The 18015-nt window shown below is 59.2% G+C and carries 11 protein-coding genes and 2 tRNA genes; 10 read left to right on the top strand and 3 right to left on the bottom strand.

Annotated elements, in window-relative coordinates:
- Window positions 1–10 precede the first annotated feature (10 nt).
- The 4 genes from AC1DCP_RS15375 to AC1DCP_RS15360 all read left to right on the top strand — a co-directional run bounded on the left by AC1DCP_RS15375 (window position 11) and on the right by AC1DCP_RS15360 (window position 4387).
- Window positions 11–1093: a Tim44 domain-containing protein gene (locus AC1DCP_RS15375; RefSeq protein WP_003511377.1), complete on the top strand. Its 1083-nt coding sequence runs from the start codon at window positions 11–13 to the stop codon at window positions 1091–1093.
- Window positions 1094–1582: 489 nt separating this feature from the next.
- Window positions 1583–2773, top strand: a complete 1191-nt coding sequence (locus tag AC1DCP_RS15370; RefSeq protein WP_003511376.1) for an OpgC family protein — start codon at window positions 1583–1585, stop codon at window positions 2771–2773.
- Window positions 2774–2978: 205 nt separating this feature from the next.
- Window positions 2979–4175: a tRNA 2-thiouridine(34) synthase MnmA gene (gene mnmA, locus AC1DCP_RS15365; RefSeq protein ID WP_003511375.1), complete on the top strand. Its 1197-nt coding sequence runs from the start codon at window positions 2979–2981 to the stop codon at window positions 4173–4175.
- A gap of 135 nt (window positions 4176–4310) precedes the next feature.
- Window positions 4311–4387: transfer RNA gene (locus AC1DCP_RS15360), tRNA-Met, on the top strand.
- A gap of 793 nt (window positions 4388–5180) precedes the next feature.
- On the opposite strand, the gene AC1DCP_RS15355 is transcribed toward AC1DCP_RS15360, so the two are convergent.
- A tRNA-Gly gene (locus AC1DCP_RS15355) sits at window positions 5181–5255 on the bottom strand.
- A gap of 256 nt (window positions 5256–5511) precedes the next feature.
- On the opposite strand from AC1DCP_RS15355, the gene AC1DCP_RS15350 reads away from it, so the two are divergent.
- From AC1DCP_RS15350 to pbpC, 6 genes are all read left to right on the top strand, one after another.
- On the top strand, window positions 5512–6021 hold the full coding sequence (locus AC1DCP_RS15350; protein WP_476774411.1) for a prolyl-tRNA synthetase associated domain-containing protein: 510 nt from the start codon (window positions 5512–5514) through the stop codon (window positions 6019–6021).
- A 54-nt stretch (window positions 6022–6075) separates the two neighbouring features.
- Window positions 6076–7044, top strand: a complete 969-nt coding sequence (trxA, locus tag AC1DCP_RS15345; RefSeq protein ID WP_003511373.1) for a thioredoxin — start codon at window positions 6076–6078, stop codon at window positions 7042–7044.
- A 68-nt stretch (window positions 7045–7112) separates the two neighbouring features.
- The gene (locus tag AC1DCP_RS15340) at window positions 7113–7784 is read left to right on the top strand and encodes an LON peptidase substrate-binding domain-containing protein (protein WP_003511372.1); all 672 of its coding nucleotides are present in this window, start codon (window positions 7113–7115) and stop codon (window positions 7782–7784) included.
- Between the two features lie 10 nt (window positions 7785–7794).
- Window positions 7795–7983: a Trm112 family protein gene (locus AC1DCP_RS15335; RefSeq protein WP_003511371.1), complete on the top strand. Its 189-nt coding sequence runs from the start codon at window positions 7795–7797 to the stop codon at window positions 7981–7983.
- A 122-nt stretch (window positions 7984–8105) separates the two neighbouring features.
- On the top strand, window positions 8106–13550 hold the full coding sequence (locus AC1DCP_RS15330; protein WP_111842192.1) for an alpha-2-macroglobulin family protein: 5445 nt from the start codon (window positions 8106–8108) through the stop codon (window positions 13548–13550).
- Window positions 13547–15625 (top strand): penicillin-binding protein 1C, encoded by a 2079-nt coding sequence (gene pbpC, locus AC1DCP_RS15325; RefSeq protein WP_162685918.1) that lies wholly within the window; start codon window positions 13547–13549, stop codon window positions 15623–15625. Before AC1DCP_RS15330 ends, pbpC begins: the two co-directional genes overlap by 4 nt.
- A 115-nt stretch (window positions 15626–15740) precedes the next feature.
- On the opposite strand, the gene AC1DCP_RS15320 is transcribed toward pbpC, so the two are convergent.
- On the bottom strand, window positions 15741–16037 hold the full coding sequence (locus AC1DCP_RS15320) for a hypothetical protein (RefSeq protein ID WP_065687920.1): 297 nt from the start codon (window positions 16035–16037) through the stop codon (window positions 15741–15743).
- Window positions 16038–16719: 682 nt separating this feature from the next.
- Window positions 16720–17883, bottom strand: a complete 1164-nt coding sequence (locus tag AC1DCP_RS15315; RefSeq protein ID WP_025595401.1) for a M20 aminoacylase family protein — start codon at window positions 17881–17883, stop codon at window positions 16720–16722.
- Between the last annotated feature and the right edge of the window lie 132 nt (window positions 17884–18015).

The raw sequence follows: 18015 nt of genomic DNA, 5'->3' as shown, positions 1-18015 counted from the left end.
GGAGATAGTGATGTTTGCTGCCTTTCGGCGCTTCAAAGGTTTGTTCGCAGTCGCCGCGCTTGGTATCGCGGTATCTTTCGTAGCCGTCGATATGGCGGAAGCACGCCGTGCGAGCGGCGGTTTCGGTAGCCGCGGCACAAGGACTTTTTCCGCGCCGCCGTCGACCAGCACCGCCCCCGGCCAGACCGCGCCGATCAACCGTAGCATGACTCCTAACACCCAGCAGAACCAGGCGACGCCCGGTGCTGCACAGCCGGCGCGTCCCGGTGCGCAGGCACCGCAGCAGAGCCGTGGCCTGTTTGGCGGCATGATGGGTGGCTTGATGGGCGGACTGCTGATGGGTGGCCTGTTCGGCATGCTCATGGGCGGCGGTTTCGGCGGCATGGCCGGTTTCTTCGGTATGTTGCTGCAGGTGGCGCTGATTGGCCTTCTGGTCATGTTCGCCATGCGCTTCTTCGCATCGCGCCGTCAGGGCCAGCCGGCTTTCGGTGGCGCAGGCGGATCGCAGCGCACGGATCATTCCGGCTCCTCCTTTAATGGCGGCCCGCAGGCAGGTCCTTCCGCATCCTCATTCAAGATTCCGAAGATCGGCGCGCTTGCAGGTGCTGCAGGCGGCGCAGCCGCGGCCACTGCAGCAACCGCAAAGCCGGTGGCACATGCCAATGCAATGTCCGAAGGTGACGAAATTGGCATTACCCAGAGCGATCTCGAAGTCTTCCAGAAAATGCTGCAGGATGTTCAGGCTGCCTATGGCGCTGAAGATTACGGCACGTTGCGCAAGCTGACGACGCCGGAAGCCATGTCCTATCTTGCTGAGGAACTGAGCGACAACGCGACGAGCGGCGTGAAAAACGACGTGCGCGACGTCACGCTGCTGCAGGGCGACGTTGCCGAAGCCTGGCACGAAGAAGGCCAGGACTATGCAACGGTAGCCATGCGCTACTCCGCCATCGACATTATGCGCGACCGCACTTCCGGCAAGGTGATCGAAGGGGACGAGCAGCATCCGTCCGAAGCGGTGGAAATGTGGACCTTCGTGCGCCGTGGCGGTAACGACAACTGGCAGGTCGCCGCCATTCAGGCCGCTGCCTGAGACGACGCGTAGTCTTGTCTGAATGAAACAGCCCGGAGGTTTTACCAACCTCCGGGCTTTTGCGTACCGCGATGCGTGATGCCTCGACATTGTCTTTCGTCGATAATTCAGTGATCGCGGTGGCAGATCACAACTCTCCAAAAAAATGACTGATAAATCTAACGGGTGATATCTGTATCGTCCCGCGAGTGGCTGTCCGCGTTTTCCCTGCCATGCAGGGGTTTGCGCCCTCTTCGTCGAGGTGTGGCGCTGACGCATAGCTCTTTTGCTCCACGGAATTGCCGTTTTTCATTCATCCGGTGTTCAGTCCGCGCATCCTAACCAGCATGCGTACACGTCAATGTTACTTTTCGCGCCGGTTCTAAACCGCTTTGGGAAGGGAACCACAGGCGCAAAACAGCGTTGACAATCCAATTCCCGGCCCGCCTCCCGCAAGCCGGGCTGGGTGGCCGGGCAATGCACGGCCCGCGAGAACGGAGAGCTATCGAGATGAAACGCTTTGACCTGATCGACGGGATGCGTGGTTACTTCCTCGTCTTCATGCTGATCAACCATCTGGTGTTTGCAGGCGGTTTCTGGCTGGTGGAAATCAATCACCGCCAGTTTGCCTTCGTGGAAGACGCGCAGGGCTTCGTCTTTCTGTCCGGTCTGCTGATCGGCATGGTCTATGCCCGCAAGATGATGAAATATGGATATGATGCCGGCAAACAGATGATCTGGAACCGAGCGATGGAGCTCTATCGCTATGCGATGGGTCTCGTCATCGCCGTGCTGTTCTTCCGCATGGTCATCCCGCATGCGCCGTACATCTGGTACAACTGGCTGGGCATGACGTCGTTCGACGATCCGCTGCGTCTGGCGGCGATTGCCACATTCCTCTTCCAGCCGACATTCATGGATATTCTGCCGCAGTACATTGTTTACATGCTGTTCGCACCCGTCCTCGTTAAACTCTGCCTCGACGGCAAATGGGCTTATGTCATGGCAGGCTCGCTGCTGGTCTGGATGGCCGGCCAGCTCGGTCTTCAGCAGATCGTGACGACGCCGCTCAATGAACTCGTAAAGGGTGCCGACGAGCAGGGTATCCGTGTTAGCTTCAACCTTCTCGGTTGGCAGCTTGTGTTCTACTCGGCGCTGGTGCTGGGCGCGATGACGGCGCAGAACCGCATTCCGTGGAAGGCGATCTTCTCACCGCAACAAACGTGGCTTCCGAAGGCGGCACTTCTCATCTGCCTGTTTTTCATGCCGCTTCGTATTGCAACCGCCTGGGGCCTGATGCCGGAATTCGTGATGGGCAAGTTCTCCACCATGGAAATCCGCGCCGATTTCGGCCCGGTCTACCTCATCAATTTCCTTGCTGTTGGTGTGGGTCTCACTTGGCTGGTGATCGCCGGTCCGAAGCATCACCGCCCGATCGTTCGCTCGATTGCGGAGGGCGTGATCTGGGTGCTCTCGCTGAAATTCCTGCAGCTGCTCGGCCGCCATTCGCTTCAGGTCTATGTCTGGCACGTGGCTATCGTCTATGGCGTCTATTATCTGGATGGCCGTACGGCCGAACTGTCGCAGGTCAGCAAGACGCTGATTGCCCTTACCGCAATAGGCTTGCTGGCTTTGCCGGCCCTGTGGAGGGAGCGCGACAAGTGGATTGGCAGCAGCGGCCAGAAGACGGCGGGCGCTTAACAACCGGTCACCACCTCACTCTGATGGCTTTACGGGGCGGTTTTCCGCCCCGTACTTGCGTGCGCGGCCATTCCTTTCTATATGCAGCCCTTAAATCCGCATGATGGCGAGGCAGGACAGTCTTTTTCGACTAAGGCTTCCCGCAGCGGATGACCGACAGGCGGCGGGGCCTTTACCCCCGTTATGACTGACGATGGGAAAAAACGTGAATACGCTCGATTTTGACAAGAGGCCGGAAGACACCCGGATCGTTGTCGCCATGTCCGGTGGCGTCGATTCTTCGGTTGTGGCCGGTATCCTCAAGCGCGAGGGCTATGACGTCCTCGGCATAACTCTCCAGCTTTACGACCACGGTGCGGCTGTGCACCGCGCCGGCTCCTGCTGTGCGGGACAGGATATTGACGATGCGCGCAGGGTCTGCGAAACGCTCGGCATTCCCCACTATGTGCTGGATTATGAAGCGCGGTTCCGCGAAACCGTCATCAATCCCTTTGCCGAAGCCTATGCGATGGGTGAAACGCCGATCCCCTGCGTTGCCTGCAACCAGACGGTAAAATTCGCCGATCTGCTCGCCACTGCTCAGGAACTCGGCGCAGATGCGCTGGCGACCGGCCACTACATCCGCTCGCGTCCCAATCCCGTTGCCGGCCAACCGGGACGCCGCGCGCTCTATCGCCCGATCGATAGCGATCGTGACCAGAGCTGGTTCCTGTTTGCAACGACGCAGGAGCAGATCGACTATCTGCGGTTTCCGCTCGGCGGCCTCTCAAAGGCCGAAACACGCGCGCTGGCGGAAGATATGGGTCTCGTCGTCGCCAAGAAGGCCGACAGTCAGGACATCTGTTTCGTACCTCAGGGCAAATATACCGATATCATCAACAAGCTGAAGCCGAATGCGGCGTTGGCGGGCGATATCGTCCATCTGGACGGGCGCGTACTCGGCCGCCATGACGGTATCGTGCATTATACCATCGGTCAGCGCCGGGGTATTGGTGTCGCGACTGGAGAGCCGCTGTACGTCGTGCATCTCGATGCGCGTGGCCGCAGGGTCATCGTCGGTCCGCGGGAGGCGCTGGAGACCCGCCGTGTCTATCTGCGAGACATGAACTGGCTTGGCGATGGCGCGCTTGCGGACGAGGCCCGGCAGGGCTTTGCCTGCTTCGCCAAGGTGCGCTCCACCCGCCCGCCAACCGAAGCGATGTTGCATGCCGATGAAAACGGCATCTACGTGGATTTGATGACCGGCGAGGCGGGTGTCGCTCCCGGTCAGGCCTGCGTGCTCTATTCTGCACCGGGCGCGGATGCCCGCGTTTACGGTGGTGGTTTCATCGAACGTTCGGAACGCTCGGTGGACGCCGAGGCTTCGCTGAAGGCGCTTTTGGAAAAGCCGGTTGCTGCCTGAAACAATTCGGTTTTCACCGCCGTGTGGAAAGCGAATTTTTTGCGCGTCATGCGCTTGACACTTTGGGGAGCGGCACCTTATAAGCCGCTCATCCTGATGGAGCGGACGGTCACATGGCTGTCACGTTTTCCCTGTGGCGGGGTAGCTCAGGTGGTTAGAGCAGCGGAATCATAATCCGCGTGTCGGGGGTTCAAGTCCCTCTCCCGCTACCATTCATCTTCAATGAGAAAAGCAAAGTTTGCGTCGTCTTCTGGACGTACGTTGAGAATTTGCGGCATTCCTCGCACTACCTGTGGCTGGCCGGACGCCAAAAAAAGGGAAACCCGCTTGCCGTATCGAAACAGCCAGCGGGTCTCAACCTTTACCCCCTCCCACAAGGGCGAGCGAACAAAAGCACATCAAATGAATTATGACAAGATCAAGGCGACCATATTGTTGCGGTAGAAGACTCTGTTTGCCAGTTTAGCGGCGGATGGCAGAGAGTAACCACTTCCGTATGCCGCTCGTAAGGGGAGCGGTAAGACACGATATTCTCGTTGCAGCGTAAGGGCGCGCCGGCAGCATACACATTTGCAACGGCACGTGGATGATGGTGCACTTTGTATTTCGGGGCCGTTTCCCTTCCGTAAGTGATCATATCGGCAGCGAAAGAAGCAGCCGGGATGGACAGGACGGCAAATACGGCAACCGCACAAGTTCGTCTGAGATTTATCGACATGAGCTATCCCCTCGCTTTGAACAACGCAGGAAAACGCGATGCGCCCGGAAGCTGTTCCCTGTGCCAAATGGTATTTTCACGGGGTGACAAAAAAATGCCCGCTCGCGGCGGGCAATTCAGAGGGGAACTGAGGTTAGGAGCCTCGCGTCAAGAACGGATATCCTCGCCATAAGTTCCGCCTGATTACATGTCGCCCGATAAAAATCATGCACGCCAAGCCGACAGAGCAGGAGCGGTGTCTTCACAAGCAATCGAAATAACGCAAGTAACTGTGTCCTGGGAAATTTTGGAGCGGGCGAAGGGATTTGAACCCTCGACCCCAACCTTGGCAAGGTTGTGCTCTACCCCTGAGCTACACCCGCTCAAATCCATCGGTCCGGGGTAGTACGCTGAACCGTGGGCCACCGCAATGCGGCGACGGGCGCTATATCGCTCAATCGATTTTGGAATGCAACAGGGAAATGACAAAAACGCGAAAATTTCTTTGAGAAATGCGACAAGCGGCGGAAATGATTGGGAATTTTCGCGCCGTCGCTTTTTCACGCGTTGCCAAGCCGCGGTTGCCCCCTTAATCATGACGGAGAGGATATCGGAATCGGCAAAGGCAGGCGGCAGGATATGGCGGAAAATTCTCCGAAGACGGCAGCGGACTTGTTAGCGTTTCTGGACGGGCTCGGCATCGAGCATAAGACAAAACAGCATGAGCCGGTCTACACCGTTGCCGAATCCCAGTCATTGCGTGATCTAATTCCGGGCGGCCACACGAAGAACCTTTTTGTGAAGGACAAGAAGGATCAATATTTCGTTCTGACCGTTGAGGAGAACGCGGTCGTCGATCTGAAAAGCGTTCACAAGACGATTGGCGCGGCAAGCCGCGTATCCTTCGGCAGGCCGGAAAAAATGCTTGAATATCTGGGTGTCGTGCCGGGATCTGTCACGGTTTTCGGCGCCATCAACGACACGGGTGGGCAGGTCACCTTCGTACTCGACAGCGATCTTCTGGAAAACGAGCTTATCAACGGTCACCCGCTTTCCAACGACCAGACGACGACGATAGGAAACAAAGACCTCATTCGCTTCCTGGAGGCGACCGGCCACACGCCGCTTGTCTTGAAAGTCAGCGAGTGAGATACGATCTTTGCTTCAACCAAGACAATACGACAGAGATTACGGGAGACCGGCATGAGCGGCACGAACAATCCTTACGGCAGTTCCTATGGCGGGCAGATGTCCGGCAACGCACAATATAGCGGGGAGCTGAACGGCGCGTCTTCCGGACACATCAAGGACACCACAACGGCGGCCTTCTCCAAGGATGTTCTCGAGGAATCGCGCCACCAGCCGGTTCTGGTGGATTTCTGGGCACCGTGGTGCGGCCCATGCAAGCAGCTGACGCCGGTTCTCGAAAAGGCAGTAAACGAGGCGAATGGCCGCGTGAAGCTTGTGAAACTGAATATCGACGATCACCCGTCTATTCCAGGACAACTCGGCATCCAGTCCATTCCCGCTATCGTCGCTTTCCTGGATGGCAGGCCGGTGGATGGCTTCATGGGCGCGGTACCGGAAAGCCAGATCAAGCAGTTCATCGACAAGATCGCCGGACCTGATGCGGGTGATCCGAAGGCTGAGATCGAAGCGGTTCTGGCAGAGGCAAAGCAGCTTCTGGCGGATGGCGATCATAATGGCGCGGCACAATTGTTCGGCGCGGTTATGCAGGCCGATCCCGAAAACGCCGCCGCAATCGCTGGTATTGCCGAATGCATGATTGCCGTTGGACAATATGAACGGGCAAGCGAACTCCTCTCGTCCCTGCCGGCGGAAGTGGCCGCAGATGCTGGCATTCAGCTAGTCTCGAAAAAGATCGCGCAATATGAAGAAGCCCGCAAGATTGGCGACCCGGTGGCGCTGGAACGTGATCTCGCGCTCGATCCCGATAATTACGAGGCTCGTGTGAAGCTTGCCAAGGTCCTCAATGCTCAAGGGCGGCGGGATGAGGCAGCGGATCATCTGCTCTATGTCATGCGCAAGGACAGAACCTTTGATGATGACGGCGCGCGCCGCCAGCTTCTGGAGTTTTTCGAGGCCTGGGGCTTCAAGGATCCGGCAAGTGTGGCCGGGCGCCGGAAGCTTTCGGCGATCTTGTTTTCGTAATGCGGGCATATCCCGGCCATGGCGGTTGATCCGCCGGCCGGGCAGCGGTGAACAGGGGGCTTGATCCCATGCATGTCGGAAATGCGAGATATGTGAAGAACAATGATTTGCCGGAAACTGTGCCGGTATTTCCATTGTCGGGCGCGTTGCTTTTGCCGGAAGGCCACCTGCCGCTCAATGTCTTCGAGCCTAGATACCTCGCCATGATCGATATGGCACTGGCCGGCCACCGGGTCATCGGCATGGTGCAGCCGGCCCTTCACGTCATTGAGGGGGGGCATGATGGTGGTCCTTTGAGCGCTGTCGGATGTCTTGGTCGCATCACTTCCTTTTCGGAAACCGGGGATGGGCGTTATGTCATTTCGCTCACCGGCATCTGCCGCTTCCGCCTGCTGGAAGAGGTCGATGTGGGCAAACCCTATCGCAGTTTCCGGCACGCGCCCTTCATCGCCGATCTTTCCGGCGAGTATGATGAGGACGCTGTGGACCGCGAAAATCTGCTGCGGGTATTCCGTGCGTTTCTGGATGCGAACCAGCTGGAAGCTGATTGGGAAAGCGTGGAGCGCGCAGGCAATCGTGTCCTCGTCAATTCGCTTTCCATGATGTCTCCCTTTGGTCCCGCCGAAAAGCAGGCGCTGCTGGAAGCGCCTGACCTGAGGACGCGGGCCGAAACATTGATCGCCATCACCGAGATCGTTCTTGCCCAGGGCTCGGGCGAGGCCGGTACTGTGCTGCAGTAGGATCGCCGCCATGGACGACAGGATGAGCAATGCCGATCCCAAGCTGCTTGAGCTGCTGGTCTGCCCCTTGACGAAGGGACGTCTTTCCTACGATCGCGCCCGCAACGAGCTTGTGTCAGAAAGCGCAGGGCTCGCCTACCCGATCCGCGACGGGGTGCCGATCATGCTGATTTCCGAAGCGCGCAAATTAGAAGACTAGCGTTAGCCCTGCCTGCCGCTCTCTCCACAGTGTCACGTCGCAAATTGACGATGATGCGTTGACAACCGTGCGTGGATTTGACCAGAGTCCCGCCCGACATGTCTGTTGCGGGGAGAAAACTGATGTCGTTGCGCGCGCTCGTCCGGATCTCGTTGATTGCGGTCTCAACCGCCATTACTTTTATTCCAGCTGTGGCGGCGGAACCTTCCCGCAAGGTGGTTACCACCAAAAATGGCGATTATTTCGGGTTCGATCTCAGAACCGAGCAGAATGTCTCGCTTGAGCAGTGCGGCGAGATTTGCGTCGGCGATACCGCCTGCAAGGCGTTCACCTACAATCCCAAGGTGCAATGGTGTTTCCTTAAATCGGATTTCAATCAGCTCAATGCCTTCCCCGGTGCCGTCGCCGGCAAGATCGTGCAGGTTGTCGCTGAAGCCGATATCGGTGCACCGCAGCGTCTTTCTTTCGTGACTGATAGCCTGCAGCAGGAAGCGCGCCGGCTGAAATCGGGCCTTGCGGCAAGCGCGGAGCAGGAGAGCCAGGGACTGGAGAACCTGCTGCAAACGGCAAGGCAGCAGGCGGCAGCCGACGCGATCGAAACCTACAAGGCGGCTCTTGCGATTTCGCCTGATGACGGTGCTCTCTGGGCCGAATTTTCGCAAAGGGCGGCGCAGGTTACCGACAATTACGCGATTGCGGGCCAGGCCGCTTCCGCTGCCATCAATGCCTATCAGTTGAGCCGCACGGTCAGTGCCCGCACCGAGGCGTTGAACCGGCTGGCCCAGGCTTTCGAAAAGACCCAGAATTATCGTGCGGCCCTTAATGCCTATAAGGAGAGCCTCACACTTTCCGATAATGCGCAGACGAAGGCGGCCTATGCCGATCTGCGCACGCGCCAGGGATTCCGCGTCATCAACAATACGATTGATACGGATAGTGTCAGCCCGCGCGCATGCGTGCAGTTTTCCGAACCGCTGGTGAAGAACGGTGTCGATTATTCCTCTTTCGTCACATTGGATGGTGCTGCACCCAAGGCGATCGAGGCGAAGGGCAGTGAGATTTGCGTCGAGGGGCTGACCCATGGTCAGCGTTACAAGATTGCGTTCCGCGCCGGCCTGCCGTCCTCGGTGGAAGAACCGCTGGAAAAGCAGGTCGATCTCGATATCTACGTGCGTGACCGTGCAGCGAGCGTCCGCTTCACTGGCGAGAACTTCGTGCTGCCGGGCACGGCGCGGCGCGGCATTCCCATCGTTTCGGTCAATGCCGAGAAGGCCGATCTGAAGCTTTACCGTATTGGCGACCGTAACATCACGTCGGTCTTGGCAAACTCGCAGTTTTTGACGCAGATGGACGGTTACAACGCCGACCGTATTGAAAACGAGCTCGGCGAGCTGGTCTGGCAAGGTTCGATAGACATTCAGCCGGACCTCAACAAGGACGTAGTGACGAGCTTTCCGGTGGACGAAGCCTTGCCGGAGCGGAAGCCCGGCATCTATGTGCTGACCGCCGTACCGCCCGGCACCGCACCGGAGACATGGGATTCGCGCGCCACGCAGTGGTTCCTCGTTTCCGATACGGGCATCACCACCTATGCCGGCACCGATGGCCTGAACGTATTCGTGCGCTCGCTCGGCAGCGCCGCACCGCTTGGCGGGGTGGACTTGCAATTGCTCGCCAAGAACAACGAAGTGCTCGGCACGGCAAAGACGGATGCAGACGGCAGGGCAGTATTTTCGGCAGGCCTGATGCGTGGCACAGCGGCGCAGGCGCCAGCCATCCTCACAGCGCGCAACGGCGACAAGGACTACGTCTTTCTGGACATGACGCGCGCCGGTTTCGATCTTTCCGACCGTGGCGTGACTGGGCGCGCGGCCCCCGGCGCTATCGACGTGTTCAGCTGGACAGAGCGCGGCATCTACCGCGCCGGCGAGACCGTGCACGCGGCAGCGCTGGCCCGTGATGTTGACGGCAAGGCGATCGAGGATCTGCCGCTAACCTTCATCTTCTCGCGCCCTGATGGCGTCGAGGACCGGCGTTTCGTGAGCGACGGCAAGGCGCTCGGTGGCCATGCGGTCGATCTGCCCTTGCAGGCGAATGCCATGCGCGGCACCTGGACGCTGCGCATTCATACCGATCCGAAAACGGCTGCGATCAGCGAAAAGAGCTTTCTGGTCGATGATTTCGTGCCTGATCGCACCGAATTTGATCTCTCCAGCAAGGTGAAACAGATCGAGCCGGGCGCGGAAACGGCAATCGACGTCGATGGCCGTTATCTCTACGGCGCGCCCGCAGCTGGCCTGACGCTGGAAGGTGAGGTCGCCGTCAAGCCGACCCGGACGAGTACCGACTTCGAGGGTTATTTCTTCGGTCTGGCCGATGAGGAAAGCGAAGAGGAAAATCGCACCGCGCTTGCCGATCTGCCGGCGCTGGACGAAGAAGGCAAGGCAAGCTTCAATGTCGATCTGACCGATTTGCCTTCCACCACGCAGCTGCTTTCCGCCAACATCATCGTTCGGATGCGCGAGGCCGGTGGCCGCGCCGTCGAACGATCTCTGACGCTGCCGGTGAAGGCGCAAGCACCTGTCATCGGCATCAAACCGCAGTTTTCGGGTGATCTCGCCCAGAATTCCGTTGGCCGTTTCCACATTATCGGCGTGACAGCTGATGGCGCGAAACAGGCGATGAGTGGCCTCAGCTGGAAGCTCATCAAGGTAGAGCGAAACTATCAATGGTATCGTCAGGGTAACTCCTGGCGGTACGAACCGGTGGAATATACCAAACAGACCGAAACCGGCACGGTTTCCGTCGATGCCAATGGCGGTGAGATTTCCGTGCCTGTCACCTGGGGCCGCTACAGGCTGGAAGTGGAAGGTGCCGGCAATGGCGCACCGGTTTCGAGCGTCGAATTCGATGCTGGTTTCTACGTCGAGGCAAGCTCGACAGAGACGCCGGATGCGCTGGAAATCGCGCTGGACAAACAAAACTACAAGATCGGCGATACCGCAAAACTCAAGGTATCGTCGCGTTTTGCCGGTCAGCTGATGGTCACGTCAGGTTCGGAAAAGCTGATTTCCGTGCAGAATGCTGAGATCGGTGAGGATGGCGGCGAGATCGACATTCCCGTTACCGAGGAATGGGGCGCGGGGGCGTATGTGACGGCCACGCTGTTCCGTCCGGGCGATGCGCAGGAAAGCCGCATGCCGATGCGCGCCATAGGCATCAAGTGGCTTGCCGTCGATCCCGCCGAGCGCAAGCTTGCGGTAACGCTAGGCGCGCCGCAGAAGACGCTGCCGCGCCAGCCGCTTGAAATTCCGATCAGTGTCGCTGGCGCGGGCGTGGGCGAAAAGGCCTATGTCATCGTCGCGGCTGTGGATGTCGGCATATTGAACCTCACCCGCTATGAACCGCCGAAGCCGGATGAATGGTATTTCGGTCAGCGACGGCTGGGGCTGGAAATCCGCGACCTCTATGGCCGCCTGATCGACGGCTCGCTTGGCGCCACCGGTCGCCTGAGAACGGGCGGTGATGGCGGGGGCGCAGCACTGCAGGGCAGCCCGCCCACCGAAAAGCTCGTGGCCTTCTTCTCGGGACCTGTCGAACTTGACGCAGACGGCAAGGCGACGGTGAGCTTCGATATTCCTCAGTTCAACGGCACGGCCCGCATCATGGCTGTCGCCTGGACGAAGACTGGCGTGGGACATGCGGTCTCCGATGCCGTCATTCGAGATCCCGTGGTGGTGACGGCCAGTGCACCGAAGTTCCTCGCGCCCGGCGATGTCTCGCAATTGCGGCTCGATATCGCCAATACCGATGGTGAGGCCGGCGACTACCGGCTGGATGTGACCAGCAACACGGCACTTACGGTCGATCAGGGTGAGATGTCGCAGACCCTGGCACTGCAAAAGGGCGGCAAGTCGTCGCTGACCGTGCCGTTGACAGGCGAACAGCCGGGCAATGGCGCAATCACCATCAAGGTCTCCAATGCTGCCGGTCTTTCGCTGGAGCAGGTATTGAATGTTCCCGTGCGTCCAGCCGTTCTGCCGGTCACGACGCGGCGTGAAATCAAGATCGCGCCCAATAGCAGCCTGACGATAAATGGCGACCTTCTGGCCGATAGCATGCTTCTCGGTTCGTCCGTCGCCGTCAACGTCACACGCTCGCCAGCCTTCGATATTCCGGCGCTGGTGATGATGCTCGACAAATATCCTTACGGCTGCGCCGAGCAGACGACGAGCCGCGCGTTGCCGCTGCTTTATCTCTCGGAAATGACCAAGGATAGCGGCATTGCCGAGGACCCGGATACCCGCCGCCGCGTGCAGGAGGCGATCTACCGGGTGCTGTCCTTCCAGTCGAGTTCCGGCAGTTTCGGCCTCTGGTCTCCCGGTTACGGAGATCTGTGGCTGGATGCCTATATCAGCGACTTCCTGACCCGTGCGCGCGAGCAGGGTTACGATGTTCCCGAACAGGCGATGGTGCAGGCTTTGAGCAACCTGCAAAACGGTCTTTCCTACGATAGCAACGTCAAGGATCGCGGCAACGAGATCGCCTATTCGCTTTACGTTCTGGCGCGCAACCGCAAGGCGGCGATCAACGATCTCAGATATTATGCGGATACGGCGCTTGCCGATTTCCCCACACCGCTTGCCAAGGCGCAGGTTGCCGCAGCCCTTTCGCTTTATGGAGATCAGGCACGCGCGAAGACTGTGTTCGGTGCCTCGCTCGATATGGCGAGCCGTGCCACCAAGGTTAGCTTCGCAAGGGCGGATTACGGTTCCGCCCTGCGTGATGGCGCAGCGACGCTGGCGCTTGCGGCGGAAAGCCGTCCGGTTCCTGCCGTCGTGCCGCAACTTGCAGGTGCCGTGGCGAAGGAATGGGAAAAGAAACCCTATACCAGCACCCAGGAACAGGCATGGATGCTGCTTGCCGCCCGCGCCGTCAAAGGTGAGGACAAGGATATCCGTCTTGATGTGAACGGCGATTTGCAGACCGGTGGTTTCGGCAAGCGGATGAGCGGCGACGAATTGCTGGCGGCACCCTTGAAGATCGCCAACGCGTCGGCTGATCCGGTCACGGCGGTGGTCACCACGGTCGCGCCCCCGGCACAACCGCTTGCCGCCGGTGGCGAGGGCTTCACCATTACCCGTACCTATTATTCCATGGATGGCGAGGAGGTGAACGCGAGCGAGGTGGTGCAGAACGAGCGTTATGTGGCGGTGCTGAATGTCACGCCTAAAAATGACTGGCAAGCACGCATTCTCGTGACTGACCTTCTGCCTTCCGGTTTTGAGATCGACAATCCGAGCCTCGTCAATTCTGCCGCCCTTTCGAATTTCGACTGGTTGCCGGAAACCGAAGCTGCGCATACCGAATTCCGCTACGACCGGTTCGTTGCGGCCTTCGACCGCACGGCTGGCGACAGTTCGGAAATCACGCTGGCCTATGTGGTCCGGGCCGTCACCCCAGGCACTTATGATCATCCGGCGGCCTCGGTCGAGGATATGTACCGGCCGCAATTTTCCGCCCGCACGGCAACGGGCCGCATGGAGGTGCGTTCGGCAACCCCATGAGGCGAAAAAAGGCGATCATCGTCGGCATCGTGTCGGCCGCTCTGCTTGTAGGCGGTGCGGCCTTCGGTCTCGATGCGCTGGACAAGGCCTATCCACCACCGCTGGAGGCTGCGCAGCAGCGGTCCTTCGAGGTGCTGGATAAAGACGGGCGGTTGCTGCGCGCATTTGCGACACCTGATGGCCGCTGGCGGCTGAAAACCAGCGCTGCAGAAGTCGATCCGCAGTTCCTGCGCATGCTGATCGCTTATGAGGACCAGCGTTTTTACAACCATTACGGCATTGACCCGTGGGCGCTGCTGCGCTCCGCCTGGCAATTGGCAAGCAACGGCCGGATCGTCTCCGGCGCCTCGACGCTTTCCATGCAGGTGGCGCGGCTGATCGAACCGCGCACCGACCGGTCGTTTTCGGCGAAGTTTCTGCAGGGATTGCGCGCGCTCCAGATCGAAAGACGGCTCGACAAGGCGGAAATCCTCGATCTTTATCTGAATATCGCGCCTTATGGCGGCAATCTTGAGGGTGTTCGTGCCGCAAGCCTCGCCTGGTTTGGCAAGGAGCCCGCCCGGCTCGACACGGCGGAGGCGGCTCTTCTGGTTGCGCTGCCGCAATTGCCGGAGAAACGCCGACCGGACCGCTTTCCGGATGCGGCAAGGCAGGCGCGGGAGAGGGTTTTGCAGCGCCTTGCCGTGGAACGCGTGGTAGGTGAAGGCGAAGCAGAGCGGGCGACCCTTGCAGCCGTTCCCGCCAACCGGCGCGATCTGCCGGCCTATGCACCGCACATGGCGGCTGCCGCACGCGTGAAGTTTGCCAATGCCACCGAGGCGCACTCGACGCTCAGATTGCCGATCCAGCGGGAACTAGAAGCCGTTGCCCGCCATGCAGCGGAAAAGCTGACAGAAAAGGTCTCAGTCGCCATCGTCATGGCCGACGCGCAGACCGGTGATATTCTGGCTGAAGTTGGTTCGGCTGATTATCTCGATACTGCAAGGCGCGGTTTCGTGGAGATGAGCCGCGCCGTGCGCTCGCCGGGCTCCACCCTCAAGCCGTTCATCTATGGCCTTGCCTTTGAAAATGGTCTCATCGGGCAGGAAACTATCATCGAGGATCGCCCGGCGGATTTTTCCGGTTACCGCCCGCGTAATTTCGACATGCACTATCAGGGTGATGTGAGCATCAGGCAGGCACTGCAACTGTCGCTCAATGTGCCCGCCGTAAAGCTTCTGGATGCTGTCAGCCCGTCTGCGCTGATGGTGCGTTTCCGCCGCGCGGGCGTGAAGCTCGTGCTTCCCACCACCGAGGCGCCGGGGCTTGCCATTGCGCTAGGAGGTGCTGGTATTTCGCTGGTTGATCTGGTGCAGCTTTATGCGGGCCTTGCCGGCGGCGGCGACCCTGTGCGGCTGGGGGACGGTGTGCGCTCCGCGCCGCAACGGCTTGCCGGAGATCGGCTGTTTGCCGACGCTGCGATCTGGAACGTCTCCGACATCCTGTCCGGTGTGCTGCCGCCACTCGGCATGAAGCAGCGCGGCATCGCCTACAAGACCGGCACCAGCTACGGTTACCGTGATGCCTGGTCGGTAGGTTATGACGGGCGGCATGTCATCGGCGTCTGGGTCGGTCGTGCCGATAACGGCGCCGTCCCGGGCATTGCCGGTTATGCGACGGCAGCCCCGATCCTCTTCGAGGCTTTCGAGAAATCCGGCGTGGCGATCACGCCAATGCCTGCTGCACCTTCTGGCGTCGCGCGGGTGGCCGTGAGCGACCTTCCCGCCAACCAGCGGCGTTTCACATTGACCGCAAGCGGCCTGCTTTCGGCCTCAAGGCGCGAAAGCGCGCCGCGCATCGTCTATCCACCGGAAGGGGCTAGGGTGGAGCTCTCCAGCCAGTCAGGCATTTCGCCGCTAGTGCTGAAGCTGCAAGGCGGCCGCGCGCCCTTCCGCTGGCTCGCCAACGGCAGGCCTCTCCCGGATGCTTCGCTCCGCCGCAACAGCGAATGGCGACCGGAAGGGCAGGGGTTTTCAACGCTGACCGTGATCGACGCCGATGGCCGCGCTTCGAGCGTGCGCGTTTTCATCGAGTGAATTTTTGACGGCTTGCGCACCACGCTGCTGAACGCCGCGTCGCAGGCAGCTTCTTGCCCGCGTCATAGAAGTTCATTTGCAGAGACCTGATGCAAAGTGGAAGGAGGAACGGCGATCACGCAACGTCGAGTGAATGACGATCGATACGCTCCTGAAGTGCGGCCACAACTGCATGCAGGAATTCTCGGCATCGAGGGTCGACGGTCTTCGCCAGTGTCATTTCCAGCCGGCTGCGGATCTTGTGCATGAACCCAACATGATCGAAGCTATCGGCAGCGATATTTACCTCGACTTCTTCCATATAGTGCAACAGGTGCGGTTCCAGTGCGAGATTTGGGTCCATCCGGTATCGGGTGGCCATCTGCTCTGCAAGCGTTCCCATCTGTACGTATGGGCCATATTCGTTGATCATTCTGTCTCCTTCATCGGGTGTGAGCATCTTAGATAGGTGCTGTTTGTGGATGCACGAGATGTGTTTGCGATCAACCGCGCAAAAGACCGGAGCTAATTGGTAAAACGAACGTGACCAATCGATGCTTCGCCGTTCGAATATGCCGGTGTGCACGCTGAGCGAAACGGGACAGCTATTATGTTTGTCTAGGACTAGAGCCGCATGGCGAGCAGTGAAGCGGGTCACGACATTCCGCTCTTTTTTATATTATTGTTTTAAACTGAATTTACAGGAAAATGGTGTCCACGAGAGGATTCGAACCTCCGACCCCAGGATTCATACCACTTCGGCTTTAGCCGCCGCCCATCTCCATTGGATAGGACGTTCGTGGTCTGGACTGTCCCTTCACCGTGAGCCTTTCGGCTTTTAGGTGCTGCCCATCCAGTCTCTACACCTTCACCGGATTTCTCCGGAGCTTGGCTCGGGATTGGCATGCTGGAAGACCAGCGAAGCTTTCCCCGACTTTGAGCAGATCGATTGCGTCGTTTCCGGGCGCAACCCCCAATTTGTCTTAGGAATCCTGTGCTCTATCCTGCTGAGCTACGTGGACACTGAATTGCTCTTTAACCTGCCGTAGCCGGCGGATCAACCGCGTTCTTTATCGCGGTCGACCTGTTCCTCTGCTTTCTTTGCGTCCCGGCAGTCAGTTCGTCAGGCGTTGCTCGGCAAGTTTCACCCAATAGGAAATGCCGTAGGCGATGGCGTCGTCGTTGAAATCGTATCCAGGGTTGTGAAGGCCGGCCGAATCGCCGTTGCCGATGAAGATGAAGGCACCCGGCCTTTCCTTCAACATGAAGGAAAAATCCTCGCCCGCCATGGAAGGGTCGACATCGGGGTCGACGTTCTTTTCACCAGCCACATCGCGGGCGACGCGGATGGCGTGGTCGGTCTCGTCCGCATGGTTGAAGGTCACCGGGCAATAACGCTCATAGACGACCTCGGCTTCCGCTCCATTTGCTAGCGCTATGCCTTCCGCCATCTGCTTTATGCGATCCTGCGCGAGATCACGCACCGTCTCGTCCAGACTACGAACCGTGCCGGCAATCAACGCGTCGTTGGGAATGATGTTGTGGCTGGAGCCGGCATGAAAGCGGGTGACGGACACGACCACGGATCGGATCGGATCGGCATTGCGCGAGGCGATCATCTGCAGATTGCCGACGATCTGTGCGCCGATCGTGATCGGGTCGATCGTGCGGTGCGGCTGGGCTGCATGGCCGCCACGACCTTTGACCGTGATCGAGAACTTGTCCGGTGCCGCCATGATGCCGCCCTTGCGGATGGCGAACGAGCCGAGCGGAATACCCGGCATATTGTGCATGCCGTAGACCTCATCGATGCCGAACCGCTCCATCAGGCCGTCCTCGACCATGGCGAGAGCACCCGCACCGCCTTCTTCGGCGGGCTGGAAGATGACCGCGATGGACCCGGCGAAATTGCGGGTTTCCGCGAGATATTTGGCGGCGCCAAGTAGCATGGCGGTGTGGCCGTCGTGGCCGCAGGCATGCATGGCGCCTGCGGTTTTGGAAGCCCAGGGTTTGCCGGTTTCCTCAAGGATGGGAAGAGCATCCATATCCGCCCTAAAGCCGATGGTGCGATTGCCCGGAATATTGCCTCTGATGATGCCGACCACGCCCGTGCGGCCAAGACCGGTCACGATTTCGTCAACGCCGAAAGATTTCAGCTTGTCCGCAACGAAAGCTGCGGTGTTGTCGACATCATATAAAATCTCGGGATTTTCATGCAGGTGACGCCGCCATTCGCTGACTTCCTGCTGAAGTTCGGCGGCTCTGTTCAAAATCGGCATTCGTTCATTCCTGGGTTCATCGGTGCGGCATGGCGTAAAAGCCTATCCTCCGCGGTGGATAGTGCGCCGCATAATTGACGTAATCAATGTACTTTGCCATTGCTAGGACATATATGGTGAATATTGCCATTC

It is taken from the genome of Agrobacterium sp. 10T429 (genome assembly GCF_056393925.1).
This window is presented reverse-complemented; position numbering and strand designations above follow the sequence as displayed.

Coding starts and splice junctions, on each gene's coding strand:
- AC1DCP_RS15375 (WP_003511377.1), top strand. CDS start 11: ATGTTTGCTGCCTTTCGGCGCTTCAAAGGTTTGTTCGCAGTCGCCGCG.
- AC1DCP_RS15370 (WP_003511376.1), top strand. CDS start 1,583: ATGAAACGCTTTGACCTGATCGACGGGATGCGTGGTTACTTCCTCGTC.
- AC1DCP_RS15350 (WP_476774411.1), top strand. CDS start 5,512: ATGGCGGAAAATTCTCCGAAGACGGCAGCGGACTTGTTAGCGTTTCTG.
- trxA (WP_003511373.1), top strand. CDS start 6,076: ATGAGCGGCACGAACAATCCTTACGGCAGTTCCTATGGCGGGCAGATG.
- AC1DCP_RS15340 (WP_003511372.1), top strand. CDS start 7,113: ATGCATGTCGGAAATGCGAGATATGTGAAGAACAATGATTTGCCGGAA.
- AC1DCP_RS15335 (WP_003511371.1), top strand. CDS start 7,795: ATGGACGACAGGATGAGCAATGCCGATCCCAAGCTGCTTGAGCTGCTG.
- AC1DCP_RS15330 (WP_111842192.1), top strand. CDS start 8,106: ATGTCGTTGCGCGCGCTCGTCCGGATCTCGTTGATTGCGGTCTCAACC.
- pbpC (WP_162685918.1), top strand. CDS start 13,547: ATGAGGCGAAAAAAGGCGATCATCGTCGGCATCGTGTCGGCCGCTCTG.
- AC1DCP_RS15320 (WP_065687920.1), bottom strand. CDS start 16,037: ATGATCAACGAATATGGCCCATACGTACAGATGGGAACGCTTGCAGAG.
- AC1DCP_RS15315 (WP_025595401.1), bottom strand. CDS start 17,883: ATGCCGATTTTGAACAGAGCCGCCGAACTTCAGCAGGAAGTCAGCGAA.